At 63.7% G+C, this 22,610-nt stretch carries 20 protein-coding genes; 9 read left to right on the top strand and 11 right to left on the bottom strand.

Features of this window, described 5'->3' with window-relative positions:
- Nucleotides 1-16: 16 nt before the first annotated feature.
- The 5 genes from denD to XI03_RS23025 form a co-directional block, all read right to left on the bottom strand.
- The gene (gene denD, locus XI03_RS23045) at nucleotides 17-1,003 is read right to left on the bottom strand and encodes a D-erythronate dehydrogenase (protein WP_271593426.1); all 987 of its coding nucleotides are present in this window, start codon (nucleotides 1,001-1,003) and stop codon (nucleotides 17-19) included.
- A gap of 67 nt (nucleotides 1,004-1,070) precedes the next feature.
- Entirely contained in the window at nucleotides 1,071-2,006 is a 936-nt protein-coding gene (locus tag XI03_RS23040; protein ID WP_028145159.1) for a carbohydrate ABC transporter permease, read from the bottom strand.
- Complete coding sequence (locus XI03_RS23035; protein WP_080670311.1) at nucleotides 1,999-2,916, bottom strand: carbohydrate ABC transporter permease; 918 nt, start codon at nucleotides 2,914-2,916, stop codon at nucleotides 1,999-2,001. Before XI03_RS23035 ends, XI03_RS23040 begins: the two co-directional genes overlap by 8 nt.
- Nucleotides 2,917-3,016: 100 nt before the next feature.
- Complete coding sequence (locus XI03_RS23030; protein ID WP_028145161.1) at nucleotides 3,017-4,336, bottom strand: ABC transporter substrate-binding protein; 1,320 nt, start codon at nucleotides 4,334-4,336, stop codon at nucleotides 3,017-3,019.
- Between the two features lie 47 nt (nucleotides 4,337-4,383).
- Entirely contained in the window at nucleotides 4,384-5,451 is a 1,068-nt protein-coding gene (locus tag XI03_RS23025) for an ABC transporter ATP-binding protein (protein ID WP_028145162.1), read from the bottom strand.
- A gap of 202 nt (nucleotides 5,452-5,653) precedes the next feature.
- Between XI03_RS23025 and XI03_RS23020 the strand changes: the two genes are divergently transcribed.
- The 7 genes from XI03_RS23020 to XI03_RS22990 all read left to right on the top strand — a co-directional run bounded on the left by XI03_RS23020 (nucleotide 5,654) and on the right by XI03_RS22990 (nucleotide 12,085).
- Nucleotides 5,654-6,754, top strand: coding sequence for a LacI family DNA-binding transcriptional regulator (locus XI03_RS23020; protein WP_212476992.1), 1,101 nt, complete (start codon nucleotides 5,654-5,656; stop codon nucleotides 6,752-6,754).
- Between the two features lie 136 nt (nucleotides 6,755-6,890).
- Nucleotides 6,891-8,720, top strand: a complete 1,830-nt coding sequence (locus tag XI03_RS23015; RefSeq protein ID WP_271593425.1) for an IlvD/Edd family dehydratase — start codon at nucleotides 6,891-6,893, stop codon at nucleotides 8,718-8,720.
- 154 nt (nucleotides 8,721-8,874) lie between these two features.
- Complete coding sequence (locus XI03_RS23010; protein ID WP_271593424.1) at nucleotides 8,875-9,606, top strand: SDR family oxidoreductase; 732 nt, start codon at nucleotides 8,875-8,877, stop codon at nucleotides 9,604-9,606.
- A 17-nt stretch (nucleotides 9,607-9,623) separates the two neighbouring features.
- Nucleotides 9,624-10,370, top strand: coding sequence for an SDR family NAD(P)-dependent oxidoreductase (locus tag XI03_RS23005; protein WP_271593423.1), 747 nt, complete (start codon nucleotides 9,624-9,626; stop codon nucleotides 10,368-10,370).
- A gap of 7 nt (nucleotides 10,371-10,377) precedes the next feature.
- Nucleotides 10,378-10,770, top strand: a complete 393-nt coding sequence (locus XI03_RS23000) for a GFA family protein (RefSeq protein WP_028145167.1) — start codon at nucleotides 10,378-10,380, stop codon at nucleotides 10,768-10,770.
- Between the two features lie 149 nt (nucleotides 10,771-10,919).
- A complete protein-coding gene (locus XI03_RS22995) occupies nucleotides 10,920-11,600 on the top strand; it encodes a site-2 protease family protein (protein WP_028145168.1) in 681 nt (226 codons plus the stop codon).
- A 62-nt stretch (nucleotides 11,601-11,662) separates the two neighbouring features.
- Nucleotides 11,663-12,085, top strand: coding sequence for a hypothetical protein (locus tag XI03_RS22990; protein ID WP_271593498.1), 423 nt, complete (start codon nucleotides 11,663-11,665; stop codon nucleotides 12,083-12,085).
- Here the strand turns inward: XI03_RS22990 and XI03_RS22985 are convergent.
- From XI03_RS22985 to XI03_RS22960, 6 genes are all read right to left on the bottom strand, one after another.
- Nucleotides 12,073-12,885, bottom strand: coding sequence for an energy transducer TonB family protein (locus tag XI03_RS22985; RefSeq protein WP_271593422.1), 813 nt, complete (start codon nucleotides 12,883-12,885; stop codon nucleotides 12,073-12,075). The two genes, XI03_RS22990 and XI03_RS22985, sit on opposite strands and share 13 nt — an antisense overlap.
- A gap of 9 nt (nucleotides 12,886-12,894) precedes the next feature.
- Nucleotides 12,895-13,350, bottom strand: coding sequence for a TonB system transport protein ExbD (exbD, locus tag XI03_RS22980; RefSeq protein WP_028145171.1), 456 nt, complete (start codon nucleotides 13,348-13,350; stop codon nucleotides 12,895-12,897).
- A gap of 3 nt (nucleotides 13,351-13,353) precedes the next feature.
- The gene (exbB, locus tag XI03_RS22975) at nucleotides 13,354-14,328 is read right to left on the bottom strand and encodes a tonB-system energizer ExbB (protein ID WP_271593421.1); all 975 of its coding nucleotides are present in this window, start codon (nucleotides 14,326-14,328) and stop codon (nucleotides 13,354-13,356) included.
- Nucleotides 14,325-15,014 (bottom strand): Fe2+-dependent dioxygenase, encoded by a 690-nt coding sequence (locus XI03_RS22970; protein WP_095425903.1) that lies wholly within the window; start codon nucleotides 15,012-15,014, stop codon nucleotides 14,325-14,327. Before XI03_RS22970 ends, exbB begins: the two co-directional genes overlap by 4 nt.
- 2 nt (nucleotides 15,015-15,016) lie before the next feature.
- A complete protein-coding gene (locus XI03_RS22965; protein WP_271593497.1) occupies nucleotides 15,017-17,416 on the bottom strand; it encodes a TonB-dependent receptor in 2,400 nt (799 codons plus the stop codon).
- A gap of 225 nt (nucleotides 17,417-17,641) precedes the next feature.
- Nucleotides 17,642-17,881, bottom strand: coding sequence for a hypothetical protein (locus XI03_RS22960; protein WP_018319817.1), 240 nt, complete (start codon nucleotides 17,879-17,881; stop codon nucleotides 17,642-17,644).
- 377 nt (nucleotides 17,882-18,258) lie between these two features.
- Here XI03_RS22960 and XI03_RS22955 point away from each other — a divergent pair, with 377 nt between their 5' ends.
- Together XI03_RS22955 and XI03_RS22950 are read left to right on the top strand one after the other, a co-directional pair.
- Nucleotides 18,259-19,431 (top strand): efflux RND transporter periplasmic adaptor subunit, encoded by a 1,173-nt coding sequence (locus tag XI03_RS22955; protein ID WP_028145175.1) that lies wholly within the window; start codon nucleotides 18,259-18,261, stop codon nucleotides 19,429-19,431.
- Nucleotides 19,428-22,574, top strand: coding sequence for a multidrug efflux RND transporter permease subunit (locus tag XI03_RS22950; protein ID WP_271593420.1), 3,147 nt, complete (start codon nucleotides 19,428-19,430; stop codon nucleotides 22,572-22,574). Before XI03_RS22955 ends, XI03_RS22950 begins: the two co-directional genes overlap by 4 nt.
- Nucleotides 22,575-22,610: the final 36 nt, after the last annotated feature.

Raw genomic sequence — 22,610 nt, 5'->3', positions numbered from 1 at the left:
CTCGCTCAGTCAGTGATCATGCGACGAAGTTGCCGCCGAGCTCGTCTTCGATGTGAATGCGGATGATGTCGTCGAAGGTCTTCTCGGCGGTGGTGAAGCCGAGCTCGAGCGACCGCTTTGCATTGAAATTGCGCGGCCAGCCGCCGACGATGCCGACGATGAAGGGATCAGGTTCGTGCTTGATGCGCGCCGCGACTTTTTCGCCGGCAACCCGCTTCAAGGCGGCGATCTGCTCGCCGACCGTTGCCGAAAGGCCTGGCATGGTCAGATTGCGGCGCGGGCCGACGGTGGCGAGATCCATGGTGCCGGCATGGAGCAGGAAGCCGACCGCGGAGCGCGGCGTCGCGTGCCAGTGGCGAACGTCCTCGGACACCGGCAGCACCGCTTCCTTGCCGGCCAGCGGCTCGCGCAGGATGTTGGAGAAGAAGCCCGATGCCGCCTTGTTGGGCAGGCCCGGCCGGATGCAGATGGTCGGCAGACGGATACCGATGCCGTCGAGGAAACCACGCCGCGAATAGTCGGCCAGCAACAGCTCGCCGATCGCCTTCTGGGTGCCGTAGCTGAGCAGCGGGGTGTGGAAGAACTCGTCGCCGATCGCATCGGGGAACGGCGCGCCGAACACCGCGATCGAGGACGTGAACACCACGCGGGGCTTGTAGCCGCCGCCGACCAGCCTGACAGCATCGAGCAGCATCCGCGTGCCGTCGAGATTGATGCGGTAACCCTTGTCGAAGTCGAACTCGGCTTCGCCGGAGACGATCGCGGCGAGATGGAAGATCACGTCCGGGCGGCCGGCGATGAGCTTCTCGGCCGCGCCTGGGACTGCGAAATCGCCCGACACGGTCTCGACCGGGAAACCGGCCTTTTCCGGCCTCTTCGGTTCGACCACGTCATGCATGGTCAGCTTGGTGATGTCGCTCTTGCCGAGCCGGCCGTCACGCAACAGCCGTTCGCACAATTTGCGGCCGACCATGCCGGCGGCGCCGAGAACCAGAATGTGCAAGAGCTTAACTCCTTCTTATTGGCCGGAGCGCGCAGCCTCCGGCGCGCTCCCGTGGCGGACCCCGCGATTATTCCTTCACGGCGCCGGTCATCGCGGACACATAATGCTCCACGAAGAAGGCGTAAAGGATGACGAGCGGCAGCGAGCCGGCCAGGGCTCCGGCCATCAGCGAACCCCAGCGGTAGATGTCACCGTCCACGAACTCGTTGACGATCGCGACCGGCACCGTCTTGTTGCTGGTCGACTGCAGGAAGGTCAACGCGTAGATGAACTCGTTCCAGCACAGCGTGAAGCAGAAGATGAAGGCCGAGATCAGCCCGGGGATTGCGAGCGGCAGAACGATCTTGATCAGGATTTGCCAGCGGCTCGCCCCGTCGATCAGCGCGCATTCCTCGAGCTCGAACGGGATGGTCTTGAAATAGCCCATCAAGAGCCAGGTCGAGAACGGGATCAGGATGGTCGGATAGGTCAGGATCAACGCCAGCGGCGAGTCGAATAGCCCGTACTGGAACACGACGGTGGCGAGCGGGATGAACAGGATCGATGGCGGCACCAGATAAGCGAGGAAGATCAGCCCGCCGACGAGATTGGCGCCCTTGTAGCGCAAGCGCACGATGGCGTAGGCAGCTAACACCGACGCGATGATCGAAAGCACCGTCGCGCAGACGGCCACGTACATCGTGTTCCAGAGCCAGTACGGGTAGTAGCTCTCGAACAGCAGCTTGTGGAAATGCTTGAAGGTCGGATTCCACGTCCAGAACGGGTTGTACCTGTCGAGATCGAGCAATTGCTCGTCCGGCTTCACCGAGGTCAGCGCCATCCAGTAGAACGGGAACAGCAGAACGATGACGATGATCGCGAGCGGCAGGTACAGCGTCACCATCCGGCGCGGCACCGACTGCAGATAGCTCATGCCCTCGCTGTGATCGTCCTTCGCCACCGTCGGAGAGGATCCCGATAGCACGGCCTTGAGATCAACGGACCTGGTGGGCAGATCAGTCATTGTTCTCTCCCTGCTGCCATTTCCTGCGCTGGAGGCCGAACCACGACACCATGATTGCGGCGAGCAGGAACGGAATCATGGCGCTCGAGATCGCGGCACCCTCGCCCAGCTGCCCGGCGATGATCGCGCGCTGGTAGGACAGCGTCGCCATCAGATGGGTGGCGTTGACCGGGCCGCCGCGCGTCATAGCCCAGATCAGCTGGAAGTCGGTGAAGGTGAACAGCACCGAGAAGGTCATCACGACGGCGATGATCGGCGTCAGCAGCGGATAGGTGATGAAGCGGAAATTCTGCCAGCGCGTGGCGCCGTCGAGCGTTGCGGCTTCATAGAGCGAGGGCGACACCGTCTGCAGGCCCGCCAGCAGCGTGATGGCCACGAACGGCACGCCGCGCCAGATATTGGCGAAGATCACGCAAATGCGCGCCCAGGTCGTGTCGCCGAGGAAGTTGATGTTTTGGTCGATCAGGCCGAGATGCCTCAGCGACCAGGAGATGATGGAGAATTGCGAGTCGAAGATCCACCAGAACGCCAGTGCCGAGAGCACCGTCGGCACGATGAAGGGGATCAGGACCATCGCGCGCAACATCGCCTTGAACGGCATGTTCTCGTTCAGCAGCAGCGCGAGATAAAGCCCGATCGCGAATTTGAGGGCGCTGGCGACGAAGGTGTAGAGCAGCGTGTTGAACACCGACAGCCAGAAGATGGAGTCGTCCCACAGCCACTCATAGTTCTCGGTAGCGACAAAGTGCCCGACCCTGCCGATGCGGGTGTCGGTGAAGGACAGCCAGATGCCGAGCCCCAGCGGATAGGCCAGGAAGAAGATCAGGAAGGCCATGGCCGGCACCATGAACCAGAAGCCGAGCCAGTTGCGATTGTGTTTGAGCTGGGTCCAGGCGCCGTCCTCTCTCATCTGAGGCTTGGCCCGGGGAATTGCGACATCAGCCATGCCCGATATCCCTGATCGAAATGTTGACGAGCGGGCGGCCGAATGGCCGCCCGCCCCGTGACCCTCAGCGATAGATGCGCTTCAGCTGGCGCTCGGCTTCCGCCATCGCGCCCTTCGCATCCTTGGTGCCGGTGCAGTAGTTGGCGAACATGTCGACGACGATGAAGTCGGCGATTGCGGTTGCCGCCTTTTCGCCGACGGTGCCGATACCGGCCGCCGGGAGAGTGCGCTTGGACGCCTGCGAGAACACGGCATTCTTGGGATCCGCCGTCCAGATCGGCGCCGATTCATAGCCGTTCAAGGTCTGCGTCAGATAGCCCTGCGCGCCGTCCAGCCACTTCTCGTAGTTCTCCTTCTCCAGCATGAAGGCGACGAAAGCCTTCGCCGCGTTCGGATATTTGGTGAAGTTGAAGGCGAGGATCGGCAGCGCAAGCTGCAGCTCGGTCGGCTTGCCGACCGGTCCGACCGGCCAGAGCGCGTGATAGGTGTCCTCGGCGAGCTCCTTCTTGCTCGCATCGGTCTTGGCGGCGACGTAGATCGAGATGCCGTTCGCCGTGCAATAGAGCTCGCCGGCGAGGAACGCCTTGTTGTTGGAGGAATCGTTCCAGGACGCGGTGCCCGGGATGAAGGCATCGTACAGCGACTTGCAATATTCCAGCGCCTTCGCGGTCTCCGGCGAATTGATGATGATCTTGTCGCTCTGGTCGACCGTGTAGGCGCCGTGGCCCCACAGCACCCAGTGCAGCCACGAATTGCCGTCGCCCGAGGCGTGCCCGAGCGCGAAGCCGGCCGGCGTGTTGTTCGCCTTCAGCGCCTTGCACATCTCGAGGAAGCTGGGGAAGTCCTTCGGGAATTCCTTGAACCCCGCCTTGTCGAGCGCCGACTTGCGGTACGTCATGTAACCGCCGTTGGTCGCGACGGGAATACCGAGCCAGTCGTTGCCTTGCTTGCAGGTCTTGGCGGCCGCATCGGTCCAGCCGCCGTACTTCTTGCCGAGATAATCGGCGACGTCGTTCATCTTCAGCACTTTGGTGGGGAACAGCTGCGGCAACGTGTGCAGGCCCCAGGCGAGATCGAGCCCGGAGCCGGTATTGGCCGCAACAGAGGCCTTCGGCTGCACGTCCTCGAAGGATTCGCTGAACACGTTCATCTCGGTGCCGGTGGCAGCCTTGAACGCCGCGACCATTGCGTTGAACGCGTCGTCCTCAGCCGGCACGAAGCGCTTCCATCGCATCACGGTCAGCTTGGCACCGGGCTCCGCCTTCCAGGGCGCGCTCTGCGCCCAGGCCTTGGCGAAATCGAACAGTGCCGGCCCGGTGAGCATGCCGGTCGCAGCCAGTGCCGTTCCGCCTTGAAGCAGAGTCCGGCGGGTAAAGTCTTGCATGTCGTCCTCCCTGTGATGCTTTTTTATTGTCTTAACTTGAACTTACGCTACGCGTTCAGGCGCTTTCCCGTCGCCTCGTCGAACAGATGCACCAGCGACGGATCGGGCTTCAGCCGGATCTTGTCGCCCGGGTTGAACTGATGGCGTTCGCGGAAGACCGCGACGACCTGCTCGCCGCCGATCTTGGCGAACACCTGCGTCTCCGAGCCGGTCGGCTCGACCACGATGATCTCGGCTTCGGCGCCGTCGTCGGCAATGGTGAAATGCTCGGGCCGCACGCCATAGACCGCGGGACGGCCGTCGGACGCCGCGGGAGCGGTCTTGAGCGGCAGCTTGACGCCGTTCGGTCCCTCGAAGGTCGCAACGCCGTTGACGCGCACATGCCCCTTCAGGAAGTTCATCGCGGGCGAGCCGATGAAGCCGGCGACGAACTGGTTATCGGGCTTGTCATAGAGCTCGAGCGGCGTGCCCATCTGCTCGACGATGCCGTCATGCATGACGACGATCTTGTCGGCCATGGTCATGGCTTCGATCTGGTCGTGGGTGACGTAGACGGTCGTCGTCTTCAGCCGCTGATGCAGCTCCTTGATCTCGGTGCGCATGGCGACGCGCAGCTTGGCGTCGAGGTTGGACAAGGGCTCGTCGAACAGGAAGACTTGCGGATCGCGCACGATGGCGCGGCCCATCGCGACGCGTTGGCGCTGGCCGCCGGAGAGCTGGCGCGGATAGCGATCGAGCAGCGGCGACAGCGCGAGGATCTCGGCGGCGCGCTTGACGCGCTTGTTGATCTCGTCGGCGCCCGCATTCCGCAGCTTCAGCGAGAAGCCCATGTTGTCGGCGACCGTCATGTGCGGATAGAGCGCGTAGTTCTGGAATACCATCGCAATGTCCCGCTCCTTGGGCTGGACATTGTTGACGACGCGGTCGCCGATCGAGATCGTGCCGGAGGTGATGTTCTCGAGACCGGCGAGCATGCGCAGAAGCGTCGACTTGCCGCAGCCGGAAGGGCCGACCAGAACGACGAACTGGCCGTCCTCGATCGGTACAGTCACGCCGTGCAGGACTTCAAAATTGCCGAACGATTTCCGCACGTCGCGGATTTGCACAGACGACATCTAGCTCCCTCCTCGAAAGTCCACGGCGCCTCTAGCGCCGCGACCGTCTTGTTTTTTCAGACTTCACCGAACTCGGCCCGATCTTAGCGGGCAACATTGTCGGCAGTTTGTGCGGTTTTGGCAATTTGTCTTTGGTTAGTCGTTGCTGGTAGCGCTGTCAACGTTCCTTTGTTTGCGGGACTGACTGTGTTAAGAGCAGCAAATGGGTCGAAAACGCACCAAGTCAGGCAAGATCCGGCTGGCGGAAGTCGCCGAGCTTGCCGGCGTCAGCCCGATTACGGCGTCCCGCTTCTTCCGCAATCCGGAGGCCCTGTCGATCGGCAAGCGGACGCGGGTCGAGAGCGCCGCCAAGGAGCTCGGCTATGTGCCGAACCTTGCGGCCCGCGCGCTGGCCTCGCAACGCACCGAGGTCATCGGTGTCTTGATCCCGTCCCTCACCAACAACGTGTTCTCGGACGTGCTGCGCGGCATCTACGACGCGTCCGAAGGTAGCCGTTACTCGATCCAGTTGTCCAACACGCGCTACAGCATTCTCCAGGAAGAAAAGCTGCTGCGACTGTTTCTCGCGCAGAAGCCGGCCGGGCTGATCGTCACCGGCATCGACCAGACCACGGAATCGCGCGCCATGCTGGAGGCCGCGGATTGCCCGATCGTGCAGATCATGGAGATCGGCCCCGATCCGGTCGACATGATGATCGGCTTTTCGCACTATGATGCAGCCCGCGCAGCGGTTGCGCACCTGTTCGAGCAGGGCCGCCGCAAGATCGGCTTCGTCGGTGCGCGCATGGACCCGCGGGTGCAGCGGCGGCTGGACGGATATGTCTCGGCGATGAAGGATGCCGCACTGTTCGAGCAGCGCCTCGTCGTCACCACGGCGACACCGACCTCGGTGACGCTGGGCGGCGCCCTGTTCACCGATCTCCTGGCGCGCGAGCCCAATCTCGATGCGGTGTTCTGCGCCAATGACGACCTTGCGCTCGGCGTACTGTTCGAATGCCGGCGCCGGGAGATCGCTGTCCCCGAGCAGATCGCGATCGTCGGCTTCAACGACCTCGAATTCATGGCCTCCGCCGTCCCCACCCTCACCAGCGTGCGCACCAACCGCTACGAGATGGGCAAAACGGCCGCCACCATGCTGATCGAGGCGATCGACGGACGGCGCCCGGAGCAGCCGGTGCTCGATCTCGGCTTCAGGGTGATCGAGCGGCAAAGCTCATCGCCGCGCCATTCGGACGGCAGGCCGACCGTTTCAGGCGCAGGCGCGGCGAACAAAATGGTAGCGTTACCAAGTAGCCATGACTAGTATCGCATTTGTGAGGAAACGACCCGCCAGCGGGCCAGCGATCCGTCATTGGCGTCATTGGGCATCGCACAAGCCGACACCCCAAGACTGATGTAAATGGACGGACGCCAGTGCGTTTGCATTGCAGGAGAAACCAATGACAAAAAAGCCAACCAATGGGCATGAGCCCGCCGGCAACGGCTCCCGCCGCCACCTTCGCTCGCAGGAATGGTTCAACAACCCGCATAATCCGGGCATGACGGCGCTCTACATGGAGCGCTACCTCAATTACGGCCTCACCCGTGCGGAGCTGCAGTCCGGCAAGCCGATCATCGGCATCGCCCAGACCGGCAACGACCTCTCTCCCTGCAACCGCCACCATATCGAGCTTGCCCATCGCGTCCGCGAGGGCATCCGTGAGGCCGGCGGCATTGCGATGGAATTCCCGACCCATCCGATCCAGGAGACCGGCAAGCGCCCGACCGCCGCGCTGGACCGCAACCTCGCCTATCTCGGCCTGGTCGAGATCCTCTACGGCTATCCGCTCGACGGCGTCGTGCTCACCACCGGCTGCGACAAGACCACGCCGGCCTGCATGATGGCGGCGGCGACCGTCAATCTGCCCGCGATCGTGCTGTCGGGCGGCCCGATGCTGAACGGCTGGCATGCCGGCGAGCGCACCGGCTCCGGCACCATCGTCTGGAAGTCACGCGAGCGGCTCGCCGCGGGCGAGATCGACTATGAAGAGTTCATGGAGATCGTGGCTTCGTCGGCGCCCTCGGTCGGCCATTGCAACACCATGGGCACCGCCTCGACCATGAACGGTCTTGCCGAAGCGCTCGGCTTCTCGCTGCCGGGCTGCGCGGCGATCCCCGCGCCCTATCGCGAGCGCGGCCAGATCGCCTACGAGACCGGCAAGCGCGCCGTCGAGATGGTCTGGGAAGATCTCAAGCCCTCGGACATCCTGACCCGCAAGGCGTTCGAGAACTGCATCGTGATCAATTCGGCGATCGGCGGCTCGACCAACGCGCCGATCCACATCAACGCGCTGGCCCGCCACATCGGCGTCGAGCTCACCATCGAGGACTGGCAGAAGGTCGGGCACGACGTGCCGCTGCTGGTCAACATGCAGCCGGCCGGCTTCTATCTCGGCGAGGAATTCCACCGCGCCGGCGGCGTGCCTGCGGTGGTGCGCGAGTTGATGAAGCACAAGCGCATCCATGAGGATGCCGTCACCGTCAACGGCCGCGGCATCGGCGAGAACTGCAAGGACGCGCCTGTCCCCGACAACGACGTGATCTGGGCTTACGACAAGCCGCTGGTGAAGGACGCCGGCTTCCTGGTGCTGAAGGGCAATCTGTTCGATTCCGCGATCATGAAGACCTCAGTGATCTCCAAGGAATTCCGCGACCGCTATCTCAGCAATCCGAAAGATCCCAACGCATTCGAGGGCCGCGCCATCGTGTTCGAGGGTCCGGAGGACTATCACGCGCGGATCGACGATGCCTCGCTCGACATCGACGAGCGCTGCGTGCTGTTCATCCGCGGCACCGGACCGATCGGCTACCCTGGTGGAGCCGAGGTCGTGAACATGCAGCCGCCGGCAGCGCTGATCAAACGCGGCATCCTGTCCCTGCCCTGCATCGGCGACGGCCGCCAGTCCGGCACTTCGGGCTCGCCCTCGATCCTGAACGCTTCGCCGGAAGCTGCCGCCAATGGCGGGCTTGCGATCCTCAAGACTGGCGACAAGGTCCGGGTCGACCTCAACAAGGGCAGCGCCAACATCCTGATCTCGGACGAGGAGCTGAAGAAGCGTCACGCCGAGCTCAAGGCCAATGGCGGCTTCAGGCATCCCGAAAACCAGACGCCGTGGCAGGAGATCTATCGCAACACCGTCGGCCAGCAATCGACCGGCGCCTGCATGGAGCTCGCCACGCGCTATCAGAACGTCGCCGGCACGTTTGGCGTGGCGCGGGATAATCACTAACCAAGATTGTCATTCCGGGATGCGCCGCAAGGCGCAGGCCCGGAATCCATACTCCCGATCGTGGTTATGGATTCTCAGATGCGCAATTGCGCATCGTAGCTCGCGCCTTCGCCGCGCCCCGGAATGACGGCACCAATTCAAAGGAGAAAACAACATGGCAGACCGCCTCAAGGGCAAACGCGCCGTCGTCACGGCTGCGGCAGCAGGCATCGGACGCGCTTGCGCCATCGCATTTGCGCGTGAAGGCGCAACCGTCATCGCCACCGACATCAACGAGGCCGGTATCGCTGATCTGACCAAGGAAGGCATTGCCGAGGTCGCAAAGCTCGACGTGCGCAACACCGCCGACGTCAACGCCTTTGCCAAGCGCATCGGCAAGATCGACATCCTGCTCAACGCGGCCGGCTTCGTGCACCACGGCACCATCCTGGAGTGCTCGGAAGAGGATTTTGATTTCTCGTTCGACCTCAACGTCAAGTCGATGCACCGGACCATCAGGGCGTTCCTGCCCGACATGATCGCGGGCGGCGGGGGCAGCATCGTCAACATCTCCTCCTGCGCAGCGCTGCGGCCGCCGGCGAACCGCTACGTCTACAGCTCGTCGAAGGCGGCAGTGTCGCTGCTGTCGCGCGCGGTCGCGCTCGACTTCATCACCAAGGGCATCCGCTGCAACTCGATCTGCCCTGGCACCGTCGAGACTCCCTCGATGCTCGACCGCGCCGCCGCACAGGGACCGCAAGGCAAGGAGATGTTCATCTCCCGCCAGAAGATGGGCCGGCTCGGCACCGCCGAGGAGATTGCCAACATGGCGGTCTATCTCGGCAGCGACGAGAGCGCCTTCACCACCGGCGTCGACCTCGTCGTCGACGGCGGCTACATGCTCTGACCCCAGGGGCACCCGGCATGAACAAGATCGATCTCGACGGCCGCGTCGCCATCGTCACTGGTGGCGCGCAGGGCTTTGGCCGCGCCATCACCGAGCGCCTTGCCGCCTCCGGCGCCAAGGTCGCGATCTGGGATTTCGACGCCGCGCTCGCTGAGAAGACGGCGAAGGAGATCGGCGACAACGTCCGCGTCTTCAAAGTCGACGTCACCGACACCGCGGCCGTCGAGCAGGCGCGCGATGCGACGCTCACCGCATTCGGCAAGATCGACATCCTCGTCAACAATGCCGGCATCGCCGGCGTGAACAAGCCGGTCTGGGAGACCGACCTCGATGAATGGCGCAAGGTCCTGCGCATCAACCTCGATGGTCCCTTCATCGTCTGCAAGGCCATCGTGCCCGCGATGCTCAAGCAGAAATACGGGCGGATCGTGAACATCGCCTCGATCGCCGGCAAGGAAGGCAACCCGAACGCCTCGCACTATTCGGCGTCCAAGGCCGGCCTGATCGCGCTGACGAAATCTCTCGGCAAGGAGCTTGCCGCGCATGACATCCTCGTCAATGCGGTGACGCCGGCCGCGGCCAAGACCGCGATCTTCGACCAGATGACGCAGCAGCACATCGACTTCATGCTGTCGAAGATCCCGAAGGGGCGCTTCGTGCTGGTCGAAGAGCTCGCCGCGATGGTGGCCTGGCTCGCATCCGAGGACTGCGCGTTCTCGACCGGCGCGGTGTTCGACATCTCGGGCGGACGCGCAACCTATTGAGGACAGCATGATCCGGGAAGGTGGATGCCTGTGCGGCGCGGTGCGGTTCAAGGCGGAAGGCGAGCCGCTCAACGTTCGCGTCTGCCATTGCCGCCTCTGTCAGAAGGCGATGGGCTCGCCCTTCTTCGCCCGCGCGCAGTTCGACCAGCGCGCGCTGAGCGTCGAAGGCGAGACGGAGCGCTATGCGTCGTCCGAGGCGATCGACCGCGTGTTCTGCAAGCGCTGCGGCACGCGCCTGTTCGCCTGGCGCCGTAACGGCACGCTCGCGGGCGTGTCCCTCTCCGTTTTCGACGATCGCAATGCCTTCGCGCCGACCGAGCACATCTGGGTCTCGGAAAAGCCCGCCTGGCTGAAGCTCGACGACGGCCTGGTGCAATATCCGGGGACGATTCCGGCCTAATTGCACGATGGCACGGCGGCGTGCTGCCGGCGCCCCCTTTGCAGCGTGGCATTTCGGGACCGCCCCTCCTATGTTGAGCCGAAGCGTTGCTGTACCGCCGGTTGGCCGGGACGGCCGCAAGGCCGCAGGCAAACCGGGACGGACGAGCCGTGAACATTTCCTTTTATGATCTGTCGGTATGGGTGCTTCCCCTCGTGCTCGCCATCACCTTCCACGAGGCTGCGCACGCTTTCGTCGCGGACCGGCTCGGGGACGACACGGCCTCGCAGCTCGGCCGCGTCAGCTTCAACCCGCTGCGCCACATTGACCCGTTCGGCACCGTGATCCTGCCGGCGATGCTGCTGTTCGCGCACTCGCCGTTCCTGTTCGGCTACGCCAAGCCGGTACCGGTCAACTTCCGCAAGCTGAACAACCCCAAACTGGACATGGTCTGGGTGGCATTGGCCGGGCCTGTCACCAACATCCTGCTGGCGCTTGCAGTGGCCCTCGCCTTCCACGCCCTGCCCCTTGTCCCCGCAAGCTCGGCGAAATGGGTCGCCGACAACCTCAAGAATGCGCTCATCATCAACGCCATCCTCGCGGTCTTCAACATGATGCCGATCCCGCCGCTCGATGGCGGGCGCGTCGCGGTCGGGCTGTTGCCCCGCCCGCTCGCCATGCCGCTGGCCCGGCTCGAGCCGTTCGGGATGCTGATCCTGATCGGCCTGTTGATCCTGCTGCCCCTTGCAGGTTCCCAGTTCGGTCTAAATCTTGATGTTATTTCAGCAATACTGCGAACGTTGACCGGTTATGTGATTCAGGCTGTTCTCCTCCTGACCGGCAATGCGTAGTTGAACAGCCACCCGAACTTTAAGCCGAAGGGCCAGAGGCCGACTTGGTCAAAGCTGCCGATATGCTGATCGCGCGACGCGCGGACACCCGCGCCCGCGCCGATTTTGCCACCTGGAAGATGATGGCCAAGCTCAATGGGGCGTCCGCGCTCCCGCCGGAGGCCCAGGAGTTTCTGGCGAGCTACCAGAACCTGCTGGCGCAGATGAGCGAGGGCGAGGCCACCGAGGCGACCATCGGTGCGATCTACAAGGCCTATTATGCCGAGATGGGCGGCGCGGGAGCCGCACCCGACGTCCGCCCTCGCCCGCCTGAAGCAGCGGCGGACAATGTTACCGCTTTCCGCCGTCCGGCGCCGAACCCAAAGACGACCAGCTTTTTCGGGGCTGGTGCGACAGCTGGAACCCAGAAACGGCCGCTCCCGGTGGCGCTGATCTTCGCCTGCCTGGTCGTCGTCTATGTCGGCATCCGGCTCTACTGGCGCTGAGCGGTCTTCTTCTTTTTCGTGTCGGCCGGCGTGAAGATGATATCGACGGTCCGCTCGAACCGGTCCTCGGTCAGCCCGGCAGGCGGCTGCGGGATCGGATCCGACTTGCGGACGATCGAGACCGCGGCCGCGTCGTAGGCTGAATCCCCGGATGACTCCACCACATCCACCGACAGCACGTTGCCCTTCCGGTTGATCGCGAAGCTCACCTTGACCTTCTGGTTATTGGGCTGCTTGCCTTCCGGATTGATCTTGTGCAGCGACAAATGCGCGCTGATCTTGCGGTTCCAGTCGGCGGTCAGCTTCAGGATGTCCTTGCCGATGCCGATGACGGGCGCCAGCGCCTTCTCGGCCTCGCGCGCGTCCTCCTCGAGCGTCTGCCGTGCCGTCGCAACCGATTTCGGCGAGGCTTCGGCGGCCGGCGTTTCGACCGCCTGAATTTTCGGATCGTCTTCGGTCGGCTTCTTCGCGTTGTTCTCGGTCACGACGCGGTCGGGATCCTCGACCTGCTGCGACTGGTCCTTGGGAAGCTCCGTCTCCTTGGTCTCGGCCTTCTGCTCGGGAAGCGCCTGCTGCTCCTGCATCGCTTCGCTGTCGGGCCCGGGCGGCAGATCGGTTTCGGGCGCCTTGGGCGATGCCATCTCCACGGCGAATTCCGCACCGTTCGCACCCAGGCCGTCGCCGTCGTCGTCAGCGCGCAAATGAGCCAGCGCGAGCGCAGCACCACCCAAATGGAGCACGAGCGCGGCCACCGCCGCCAGGATCCAGAGCTTCCGGGATGGTCTGTGTTCGTCCGACATAGCGGGCCTCTATGGCTGAGCGGCGCCTGCCGCAGGCGCTCCCGGCGCGCCTTCCAGCGCCACCAGTTTCACCCGCGTATAGCCGCCTGAGCGCAGGAGCTCCATGACGCCCATCAACTCCCCGTACGGCACCGAACGATCGGCGCGCAGGAAGACGTACTTGTCCTTGCTCATGTCGGACAGTCCGTCGAGCGTCCCGATCAGCTCGGCCCGGTGAACCGGATTCTCCCCGAGGGCGAGCGTCAGATCGGGCTTGATGCTGAGATAGGTCGGCTTGTCCGGTTTCTTCTGCGGCGTCGCGCTCGACGTCGGCAGATCGATCGGCAGGTCGACCGTGGAGAGCGGAGCTGCGACCATGAAGATGATCAGCAGCACCAGGATGACGTCGATGAACGGCGTGACGTTGATGTCATGCGTTTCCGAGAAATCGTCGTCGTCATCGTTGTCTGCGAGCGAAACGCCCATGGCTCACTCCGCTGCGCGCGAATGCACGCTGCCGTGGCTGCGGTCGAGATCGCGCGAGAGCAGCCGCCCCGCGGCACCCGAGGCGCGGCTGACGAGCTCGAGATAGCCCTTCGTCACGCGCGAGAAGTGGTTGTAGATGATGACGGCCGGGATCGCGGCGACGAGGCCGATCGCGGTGGCGAGCAGCGCCTCGGCGATGCCGGGCGCGACGACCGCGAGGTTCGTGGTCTGCGACTTCGAGATGCCGATGAAGCTGTTCATGATGCCCCAGACCGTGCCGAACAGGCCGACGAAGGGCGAGGTCGAGCCGATGGTCGCGAGCACGCCCATGCCGATGCGGATCCGCCGCGCCTCGGCGCGCACGATCTCGGAAAAGCTGGAGGCTGCGCGCTCCTTGATGCCGGCGTCGCTGGACAGGCCGGCCGACATCCGCGCCTCGCGCAGCGCCGCCGCCAGGAACGACGGCAGGATGCCCTCCTTGGCTCCGAGCGCCATCTGCGCTTCGGCGAGGGAGCGCGTCTCCGCAACCTTCTTCAGCGCCGAACGAAGCTTGGAGGATGCGACCGACAGCTCGATCGACTTGGCGATGAAGACGGTCCAGGTCATCAGCGATGCGAAGGCGAGCCCGATCATCACCGCCTTCACGATGACGTCCGCCGACATGAACATCACCCAGGGTGACAATTCCTTCATCGCCGGCGCGATGCCAGCCGCCGCATCGGACTTGGCGGTGGTCGAAACGGTGGCCGCCGGGGACGCCGTCGGAGCAACCGGGGTGGCTGTCGAAGCCGAAGGCGCCGGGACCGCAGGCGTGGTGGCCGCGGGCGCCGCCGGAGCCGGACCGGCCGGGGCCGGCTGAGCCGTCGACTGCGCCGGTGCCGAGGGGGGTTGTGTCTGGGCCGAAACGGGGGATGCGAGCCAGGCGGCCGCAAGCATCAAGGCTGCGGCAAGGCTTGCTCTAGAGGTCATGGTCTTCATACTTCGGCCCAGTAGCGAATGAGGTTGTGATAGATACCCGTCAATTTGACCGTTTCGGGATCGTCACGCCCGAGCCGGTCCACCAGCGCCTGAATCGCGGTATCGAGGTCGAAGATCATGCTCCGGGCTTGATCGTCCCGTATCATGCTCTGAAGCCAGAAGAAAGACGCAACCCGTGTTCCCCTGGTCACCGGCGTGACGAGGTGGAGGCTGGTCGAGGGATAGAGCACGCAGTCGCCGGCTGGCAACTTGACTTCGTGCGAGCCGTAAGTGTCCTCGATCACAAGTTCGCCACCGTCGTACTCTTCCGGCTCGGCGAGAAACAGCGTCACCGACAGGTCCGTGCGGATGCGAAGGCCGGTCAGACGGTCGCCGCGGATCGCATTGTCGACATGCAGGCCGAAATGGTGGCCGCTATCCGCCGCATAGCGGTTGAACAGCGGCGGGAAGATCTGGAGCGGAATTGCCGCCGCGATGAAGCGCGGGTTCGACGTCAGCGCCGAGATGATGTGGTTGCCGAGTTTTCGCGCGACCTCGCTATCGGGCGGCAATTGCTCGTTGCGCTTGACCATCGCCGACTGCGCGCCGGCGGTGGACCGGCCGTCCTCCCATGCGCTGGCGTCCATGATGCGGCGGAAATCCGCCACATCATCTTTGCTGAGAACGCCAGGCAGACACGTCAACATGATCAGAACTTCGCCGTCGTCACGAGGTAGAACGCCCGGCCCGGCGCGACTGCGACGAACGGCACGGCGCTGCGATAGAACGAGTCGTAATACAGCTTGTTGGTCAGGTTCTGGGCGTAGAACTTCATCGTCCAGTTCTTGTCGATCTTCTTCTCGACGAACGCATCGAAGCGCCAATAGCTCGGCAACTCGTTGGTGTTGGCCGCGAACGTGCCGCCATAGACCTTCGAGCGATACACCGCCTGTCCGCCAAGCTCCCAGCCGTCGTCGAACTTGTATTTGGTCAGCATGCTGAACGACTGATGGGCGATATTGGCAAGCTGCAGGCCGATGTTCGAGGCAACGCCGCTCTGCGTGACCTTGGACTGCATCAACACCAGGCCGCCGAAGATGCTCCAGCGATCGGTGATCTTACCCTCGGCTTCGATGTCGATGCCCTGGATCCTGTAGGCCGCGCCCGAGGTGAGCAGGCCGTTGACGGTCTCGCGCGCGTTGTCCTTGGTGGTCTGGAACAGCGCGCCGGTCACCAGCAGATGGCGATCGGCAAGCTCCCATTTGGTACCGACCTCGATCGCCTTGTTGCGCTCGGGTCCAAGCAGGATGGTCGAGTTGGCGGGAACGCCGCCGTAGTCGGTGCCGGTCGCGTCAAGCTCCGAGCCGAACGGATTGGCCGAGGTCGCGTAGGCTGCGTAGACGCTGCCGATCGACATCGGCTTGTAGACCGCGCCAACGTTGTAATTGACGAGATCGTTGTTCTGCTTGAGGTAGGCCGAGTTCGTCGACGCGCTCTGGCTGTAGCCGTCGTAGCGGATACCGCCGTTGACGATGATCGTGTCCTGCCAGTTCGCGGTGTCCATGACGTACACGCTGCTGGTGTTGACGCCGTAGCGCGTCGGATTTCCGACGAGCCCCGGAATGCCGAAGGGAATGTTGGTGTATTGCGGGGAGTAGAGATTGACCCCCGTGACCGCACCGGTGCTCGTGAAGGGGCTTCCCGCCAGTTCCGAGGCGAGGCCGGCGTAGCGGTCGATCGAGATGTTCTCGTTCGAATATTCGACGCCGAACACCGCAGTGTGCTTGACCCCGCCGGTGTCGAGCTTGAACGTCGCCTCGTTCTGATTGGTCCACACGTCCACGTTCTGATAGCGGCTCTGCGCGCTCGCCGTCGTGGTCCAGAGCATCGGATTGGGGCTGGTCGTAATCGGGTTCTGCGGCAGCGTGCCGATATAGTTGAGCACCGAATGCTCGCCGCGCACCTTGCTGGTCAGCGTGATGGCCTCGTTGACCTTGTACTCGATCGTGCCGGTGCCGAAATCCTGCCGCGCCGTCTGGAAGTCGCGATTGAGGAAGCCGTACCAGTTGCCGCGCGGAATGCCGGCCGAGGTCACCGGCACATTGCCCTGCCTGTAATAGGGCACGCCGAAATCCGGCAGACCGCTGAGGTCGGTGTGGACGTAGTTCGTGGTGATCTTGATGTCGCTCGTCGGGGTGTACTTGGTCGAGATGAAGGAGCCCCAGCGATTGTCGGTCACATAATTGCGGCCGGCGACGTTGGCGTCCTGGAACAGGCCGCCCGTGCGTACCGAGAAGGTGGGATCGATGACCTGGTTGACGTCGAGCGTGACGCGCTTTGTGTAGTCGGTCCCGAACTCGGTATCCATGCGCTGGAAATTGCGATCGCCCGCCTGCTTGGTGACGATGTTGATGGCGCCGCCGGCGGTGCCGCGGCCGGCATAGGAGGACGCGGGACCGCGCAGAATCTCGATCTGCTCGGTGAAGAAGTTCTCGCGGATGGACACGGCGGGATCGCGGATGCCGTCGATGAACACGTCGTTGCGCGCATCGAAGCCGCGGATGAAGAAACGGTCGCCGAACGCGTTGCCGCCCTCGCCCGAGCCCAGCGTCACGCCCGCGGTCGAGCGCCCGATCTCCTTCAGCGTCGTCGCGTTCTTGTCCTCGAGAACTTCCTTGCTGAGCACCGTGATCGACTTGGGCGTGTTCAGCATCTTCTCGGGAAACTTGCCGCTGGCCTGGACGTGGTCGACCTTGTAGGGCGCGGCCGGATCCGCATAGGGATTGCCGTCGGGAGCGCCTGACGGTGTGGTCGGCGCCGTCTGCTGAGCCGCCTGCTCGCGCTGCGCGGCGCGGCGAATCGCATTGCGGGCGCGGACCTGCTCCGGCGAGGGCTTCGATGCGGTTGGACGCGGACGTTCGACGGGAGCATCGACCGTCACCGGCGGCAGGTTCGACTGCTGCGCCTGCGCGCCGCTCGACACCGACGCCACCGCGATCAAGCTCGCAACTGCGGAGACCTTCTTGCCGGAAACGCCTGCGAACTTTTCATCCACCAGACCGAATGCTGCGACCGAACGCAACGATTTCGGTGCGACCACCTGCCCCATTACCAAACGCCCCATCTTCCTGTTCGCTCATTCACTTCGACGAACGATGAGTGTTGGTATCGACCACAAAATAGCGGGTCAATGCGAGCGCCTCGCAAGAACCCTTGAATCAGTCCAGTTCAAAACAATTCTAAACTACAGTTTGAAATCGTTCTAAACTGATATTGGACTCGTTCTAAAAGACAACGCGCCGATGCCGGGCAATCGGCGGTCTCGCTCACAGCATCAATCGCTGCTCGGCGGCTTCATCAGCGAAAACAATTCGTCGACGGTTTTCAGCGCAACAGCGCGCACGCGATCGGTGCTGTCCATGCCGGCGATGTTGACGCCGTTCACGACGGCTTTGATCTCGTCCCGGAAGTCGGTGAGGAAGCGCAAGGGATCGCGCTGCTCATTGGCGACACGCGCGATCAATCCCGTGATCAGAATCTGACACGCGATCAGCTTGCCGTTCAGCTCGTCCATCCTGCGCTCCCTTTGTGGCGGCGCCGATATGGACGATGCTGAAATTCCTGACAACCGAAACGGCCCCCGCGCGACTTAGAACCATTCTTGTTACCGATACCGACTGGCGGCTCGGCCCGCACCATTCGGCCCGAGCACACCGTCTGGGAGTGCTGCTTGAGGTTTGCCCGCCGATCGCGTCTGCCGGGAAAATGCAGCACTGCACACCGCCGTGCCAGACCACTGCCCAGACGGTGCAAAGCTTTCCAATTGTTTAGGATTCTCAACTGATAGTGCTGTTTACACTGGAACTTGGCGTGTATTATACAAACGCTTATGGAACCCTACGATTGCCCCATAATTCGTAGCTGAGGGCACAAGAGCCGACACGAGACGATATGAAAAAGTCCCGGCCGATCCTCTGGATTCTGATCATCGCGGCCGTGGCCTCCGCGGGTTACTATGGTTGGCAGAAATTCGGCGCCTCCCAGGCTGGAAAAACCCAGACCGCCCAGAAGGGTCCGCCCCGCCCGCCCGCCGTCCCCGTCAGCGTTGCCCCGGTTCAGAAGGTCGATTTCCCGGTCTATCTGACCGGTCTCGGCACGGTTCAGGGGTTCAACACCGTGCAAGTCCGCACCCGCGTGGATGGCCAGATCGACAAGCTCGCCTTCCGCGAAGGCCAGATCGTCCAGCAGGGCGAGCTTCTGGTCTCGATCGATCCCCGTCCCTATCAAGCCACGCTCGACCAGGCCAAGGCCAAGAAGGCGCAGGACGAGGCTAGTCTGGCCAACGCCAATCTCGAGCTTCAGCGCGCCATGAAGCTCGGCGAATTCGCCACCGCCCAGCGGGTCGACACCCAGCGCTCGACCGTCGCCCAGCTCACCGCCCAGATCGCCGCCGACGAAGCCGCGATCGCCAACGCCCAGACCCAGCTCGACTACACCCAGGTCAAGGCGCCGATCACCGGCGTCGCCGGCCTGCGCCAGGTCGACATCGGCAACATCGTCAACGCCTCGACGCAGACGGGCATCGTCACGATCTCGCAGGTCGAGCCGATCTCCGTGATCTTCACCGCACCGGAAGACCAGCTGCCCTATATCACCGAAGGGCAGAAGAGCGGCGCGCTCAAGGTGATCGCTTTCACCACCGACGGCAAGAAGACGCTGGCCGAGGGCAAGCTTGCGGTCATCAACAACCAGGTCGACACCAGCAGCGGAACGATCCGGCTCAAGGCGGTGTTCGACAACAAGGACCACACGCTGTGGCCGGGCCAATCGGTCTCGACGCGGCTTCTGGTGCGGACGCTGAAGGATGCGACCGTGGTTCCGGATGACGCGGTCCAGCATTCGACCAATGGCCTCTACGCCTATACCGTCAATCAGGACAACAAGGCCGAGGTGCACAAGGTCAAGGTCAGCTACGCCATCGACGGACATTCGGTCATCGAAGAAGGGCTGAGCGCCGGTCAGCAGGTGATCACCGGCGGCCAGTTCAAGGTGCAGCCCGGAAGCCTCGTCTCGACGACGGTGGCGAGTTCGAACCCGGCCCAGAACAAGGTACGACAGGAATGACCGAGGGCGGGATTTCGGCACCTTTCATCCGTTATCCCATCGGCACCTCGCTGCTGATGGCCGGCATCCTCTTCGTCGGTCTCGTCGCCTATCCCCTGCTCCCGGTCGCACCGCTGCCGCAGGTCGACTTCCCGACCATCCAGATCACCGCCAATTTGCCGGGCGGCAGTCCCGAGACGATGGCTTCGTCGGTGGCGCAGCCGCTGGAGCGCCAGTTCGCCCAGATTCCCGGCATCGCGCAGATGACCTCGACGAGCTATCTGGGCACGGCGTCGATCACCATCCAGTTCGATCTCAACCGCAGCATCGATGGCGCTGCCAATGACGTGCAGGGCGCCATCAACGCCGCCAGCGGCCAGCTGCCGAAGAACCTGCCGTCGCCGCCGACGTACCGCAAGGTCAACCCGGCTGATGCGCCGATCCTGCTGCTCTCTGCGACATCGGAGACGTTGCCTCTGACCAGCGTCAGCGACGCGGTCGACGCCCAGCTCGCCCAGCAGATCAGCCAGCTCTCCGGCGTCGCCCAGGTCTTCATCGGCGGCCAGCAAAAACCCTCCATCCGCGTCCAGGTCGATCCCGCGAAGCTGGTCGCCAAGGGCCTGTCGATGGAGGACGTACGCAGCCAGATCGCGATCACCACGGTCGACAGTCCGAAGGGCAATATCGACGGCGAGAAGCGCGCCTACACGATCTACGCCAACGACCAGCTCACGCACGCGAAGGACTGGAACGACGTCATCATCGCCTATCGCAACGGCGCTCCGTTGCGAATCCGCGACATCGGCCAGGCGGTCAGCGCCGCTGAAGACGCCAAGCAGGCGGCCTGGGCCAACGGCAGGCGTGGCGTGTTCCTGGTGATATTCAAGCAGCCGGGCGCCAACGTCATCGAGACCGTCGATCGGATCAAGGCCACCCTGCCTCGCCTCGTGGCCGCGATCCCACCCGCCATCAAGATCGAGCTCATCAGCGACCGCACAACGACCATCCGCGCCGCCGTCGAGGACGTCCAGTTCACGCTGCTGCTGACCATCGCCCTCGTGGTCATGGTCATCTTCATCTTCCTGCGCAGCTTCTGGGCCACCGTCATTCCGGCCATCACGGTTCCGCTGGCGCTGCTCGGCGCCTGCGCGCTGATGTGGGTCGTCGGCTATTCCCTCGACAATCTATCGCTGATGGCACTCACCATCGCGGTCGGATTCGTCGTCGACGATGCCATCGTGATGCTCGAGAACATCACGCGCTACATCGAGGAAGGCGAATCGCCGATGGCGGCGGCCTTCCGCGGCTCGAAGGAAATCGGTTTCACCATCGTGTCGATCAGCATCTCGCTGGTCGCAGTGCTGATTCCGCTGCTCTTGATGGGCGGCATCATCGGGCGCCTGTTCCGCGAATTCGCCGTCGTGCTGGCGATGACCATCTTCGTCTCGATGTTCGTGTCGCTGACCCTGACGCCGATGATGGCCTCGCGCTTCCTGCGCGCCCATGGCGAGGTGCGCCACGGCCGGTTCTATCAATGGAGCGAGCGCGCCTTCGACGCGATGCTGCGCGGCTACGAATACGTTCTCGACCATGCCCTCGCCTGGCGGCGCACCACGCTGGCGATCTTCTTCGCCACGCTCGGACTGTCGATCTATTTGTTCGTCCTGATCCCGAAGGGTTTCTTCCCGCAGCAGGATGTCGGCCTGATCACGGCGACTTCGGAAGCCTCGCAGGACATTTCGTTCAAGGAGATGACCCGGCGTCAGGAACAGCTCGGCAAGATCATCCTCGCCGATCCCGATGTCGCCAGCGTCGCCATGTCGATCGGCGGCAGCGGCCGCGCCGGCAACAACGGCAACATATTCATCACGCTGAAGGCTCGCGACAAGCGCGATGCCTCGGCTCAGCAGATCATCGCGCGACTGCGTCCCCAGTTCGACAAGGTCGAGGGCGCCCGCGTCTACATGCAGGCAGCCCAGGACGTGCGCCTCGGCGGACGGCCGACGCGTACGCAGTTCGAATTCACGCTGCAGGACGCCAATCTGGACGAGCTCAACGAATGGGCGCCCAAAATCCTCGCCAAGATGCAGACGCTGCCGGAGCTGCGCGACGTCGCGACCGACCAGCAGACCCAGGGCACCACGGTCCAGCTCAAGATCAACCGCGACACCGCCGCGCGCTACGGCATCCAGCCGCAGCTGATCGACGACACGCTGTATGACGCCTTCGGACAGCGGCAGATCACGCAGTATTTCACCCAGCTCAACACCTACAAGGTGATCCTGGAGATCCTGCCGGAGATGCAGGGCAATCTCGACAGCCTGAACAAGCTCTATCTGAAGTCGCCGCTGACGGGCGACCAGGTCCCGCTATCGACGTTCGCGACCTGGACCACCGATCCGGTCCGCCCGCTCTCGATCAGCCACCAGGGCCAGTTCCCGGCGATCACCATCAGCTTCAACCTCGGCCAGGGCGTCGCGCTCGGTCAGGCGACGGAAGCCGTGCAGAAGGCGATGGCAGATCTCGGCGCGCCGCCGACGCTGAACTCGAGCTTCCAGGGCACCGCGCAGGCGTTCCAGCAATCGCTCGGCACCGTGCCGCTGCTGATCCTTGCCGCGCTCGTCGTGGTCTACCTGATCCTCGGCATCCTCTACGAGAGCTACATCCATCCGATCACGATTCTGTCGACCCTGCCCTCGGCAGGCGTCGGCGCGCTTCTGATCCTGATGGCGGCCGGGTTCGACTTCAGCCTCATTGCCTTGATCGGAATCATTCTCCTGATCGGCATCGTGAAGAAGAACGGCATCATGATGGTCGACTTCGCCATCGCCGCCGAGCGCGACGAGCACAAGACGCCGGCGGAATCGATCCGCCAGGCCGCCCTGCTCCGCTTCCGCCCGATCATGATGACGACGATGGCCGCGCTGCTCGGCGGCGTGCCGCTGATGCTCGGTCACGGCACCGGCGCCGAGATCCGCCAGCCGCTCGGCTACGCCATGGTCGGCGGCCTGATCGTCAGCCAGGCGCTGACGCTGTTCACCACGCCGGTGGTCTATCTCTATCTCGACGAGCTCAACAACTGGTTCTCGGGCTGGGGCCGTTCGGGTGACGGCGAAGGCGGCGAGACGGTCGAGCACGGCACCGTTAAGGAAGCCGCCGAGTAGCGGCTTGCACGGCGCTTCCGGCGACGCTACAGCGAG

Origin of the sequence: Bradyrhizobium sp. CCBAU 65884 (assembly GCF_028128835.1) — a bacterium.
In the GTDB taxonomy this organism is placed as follows: Bacteria; Pseudomonadota; Alphaproteobacteria; order Rhizobiales; family Xanthobacteraceae; genus Bradyrhizobium; species Bradyrhizobium ottawaense.
Note: the sequence above shows the minus strand (reverse complement) of the source record. Positions and strands in the feature narration are given on the sequence as shown.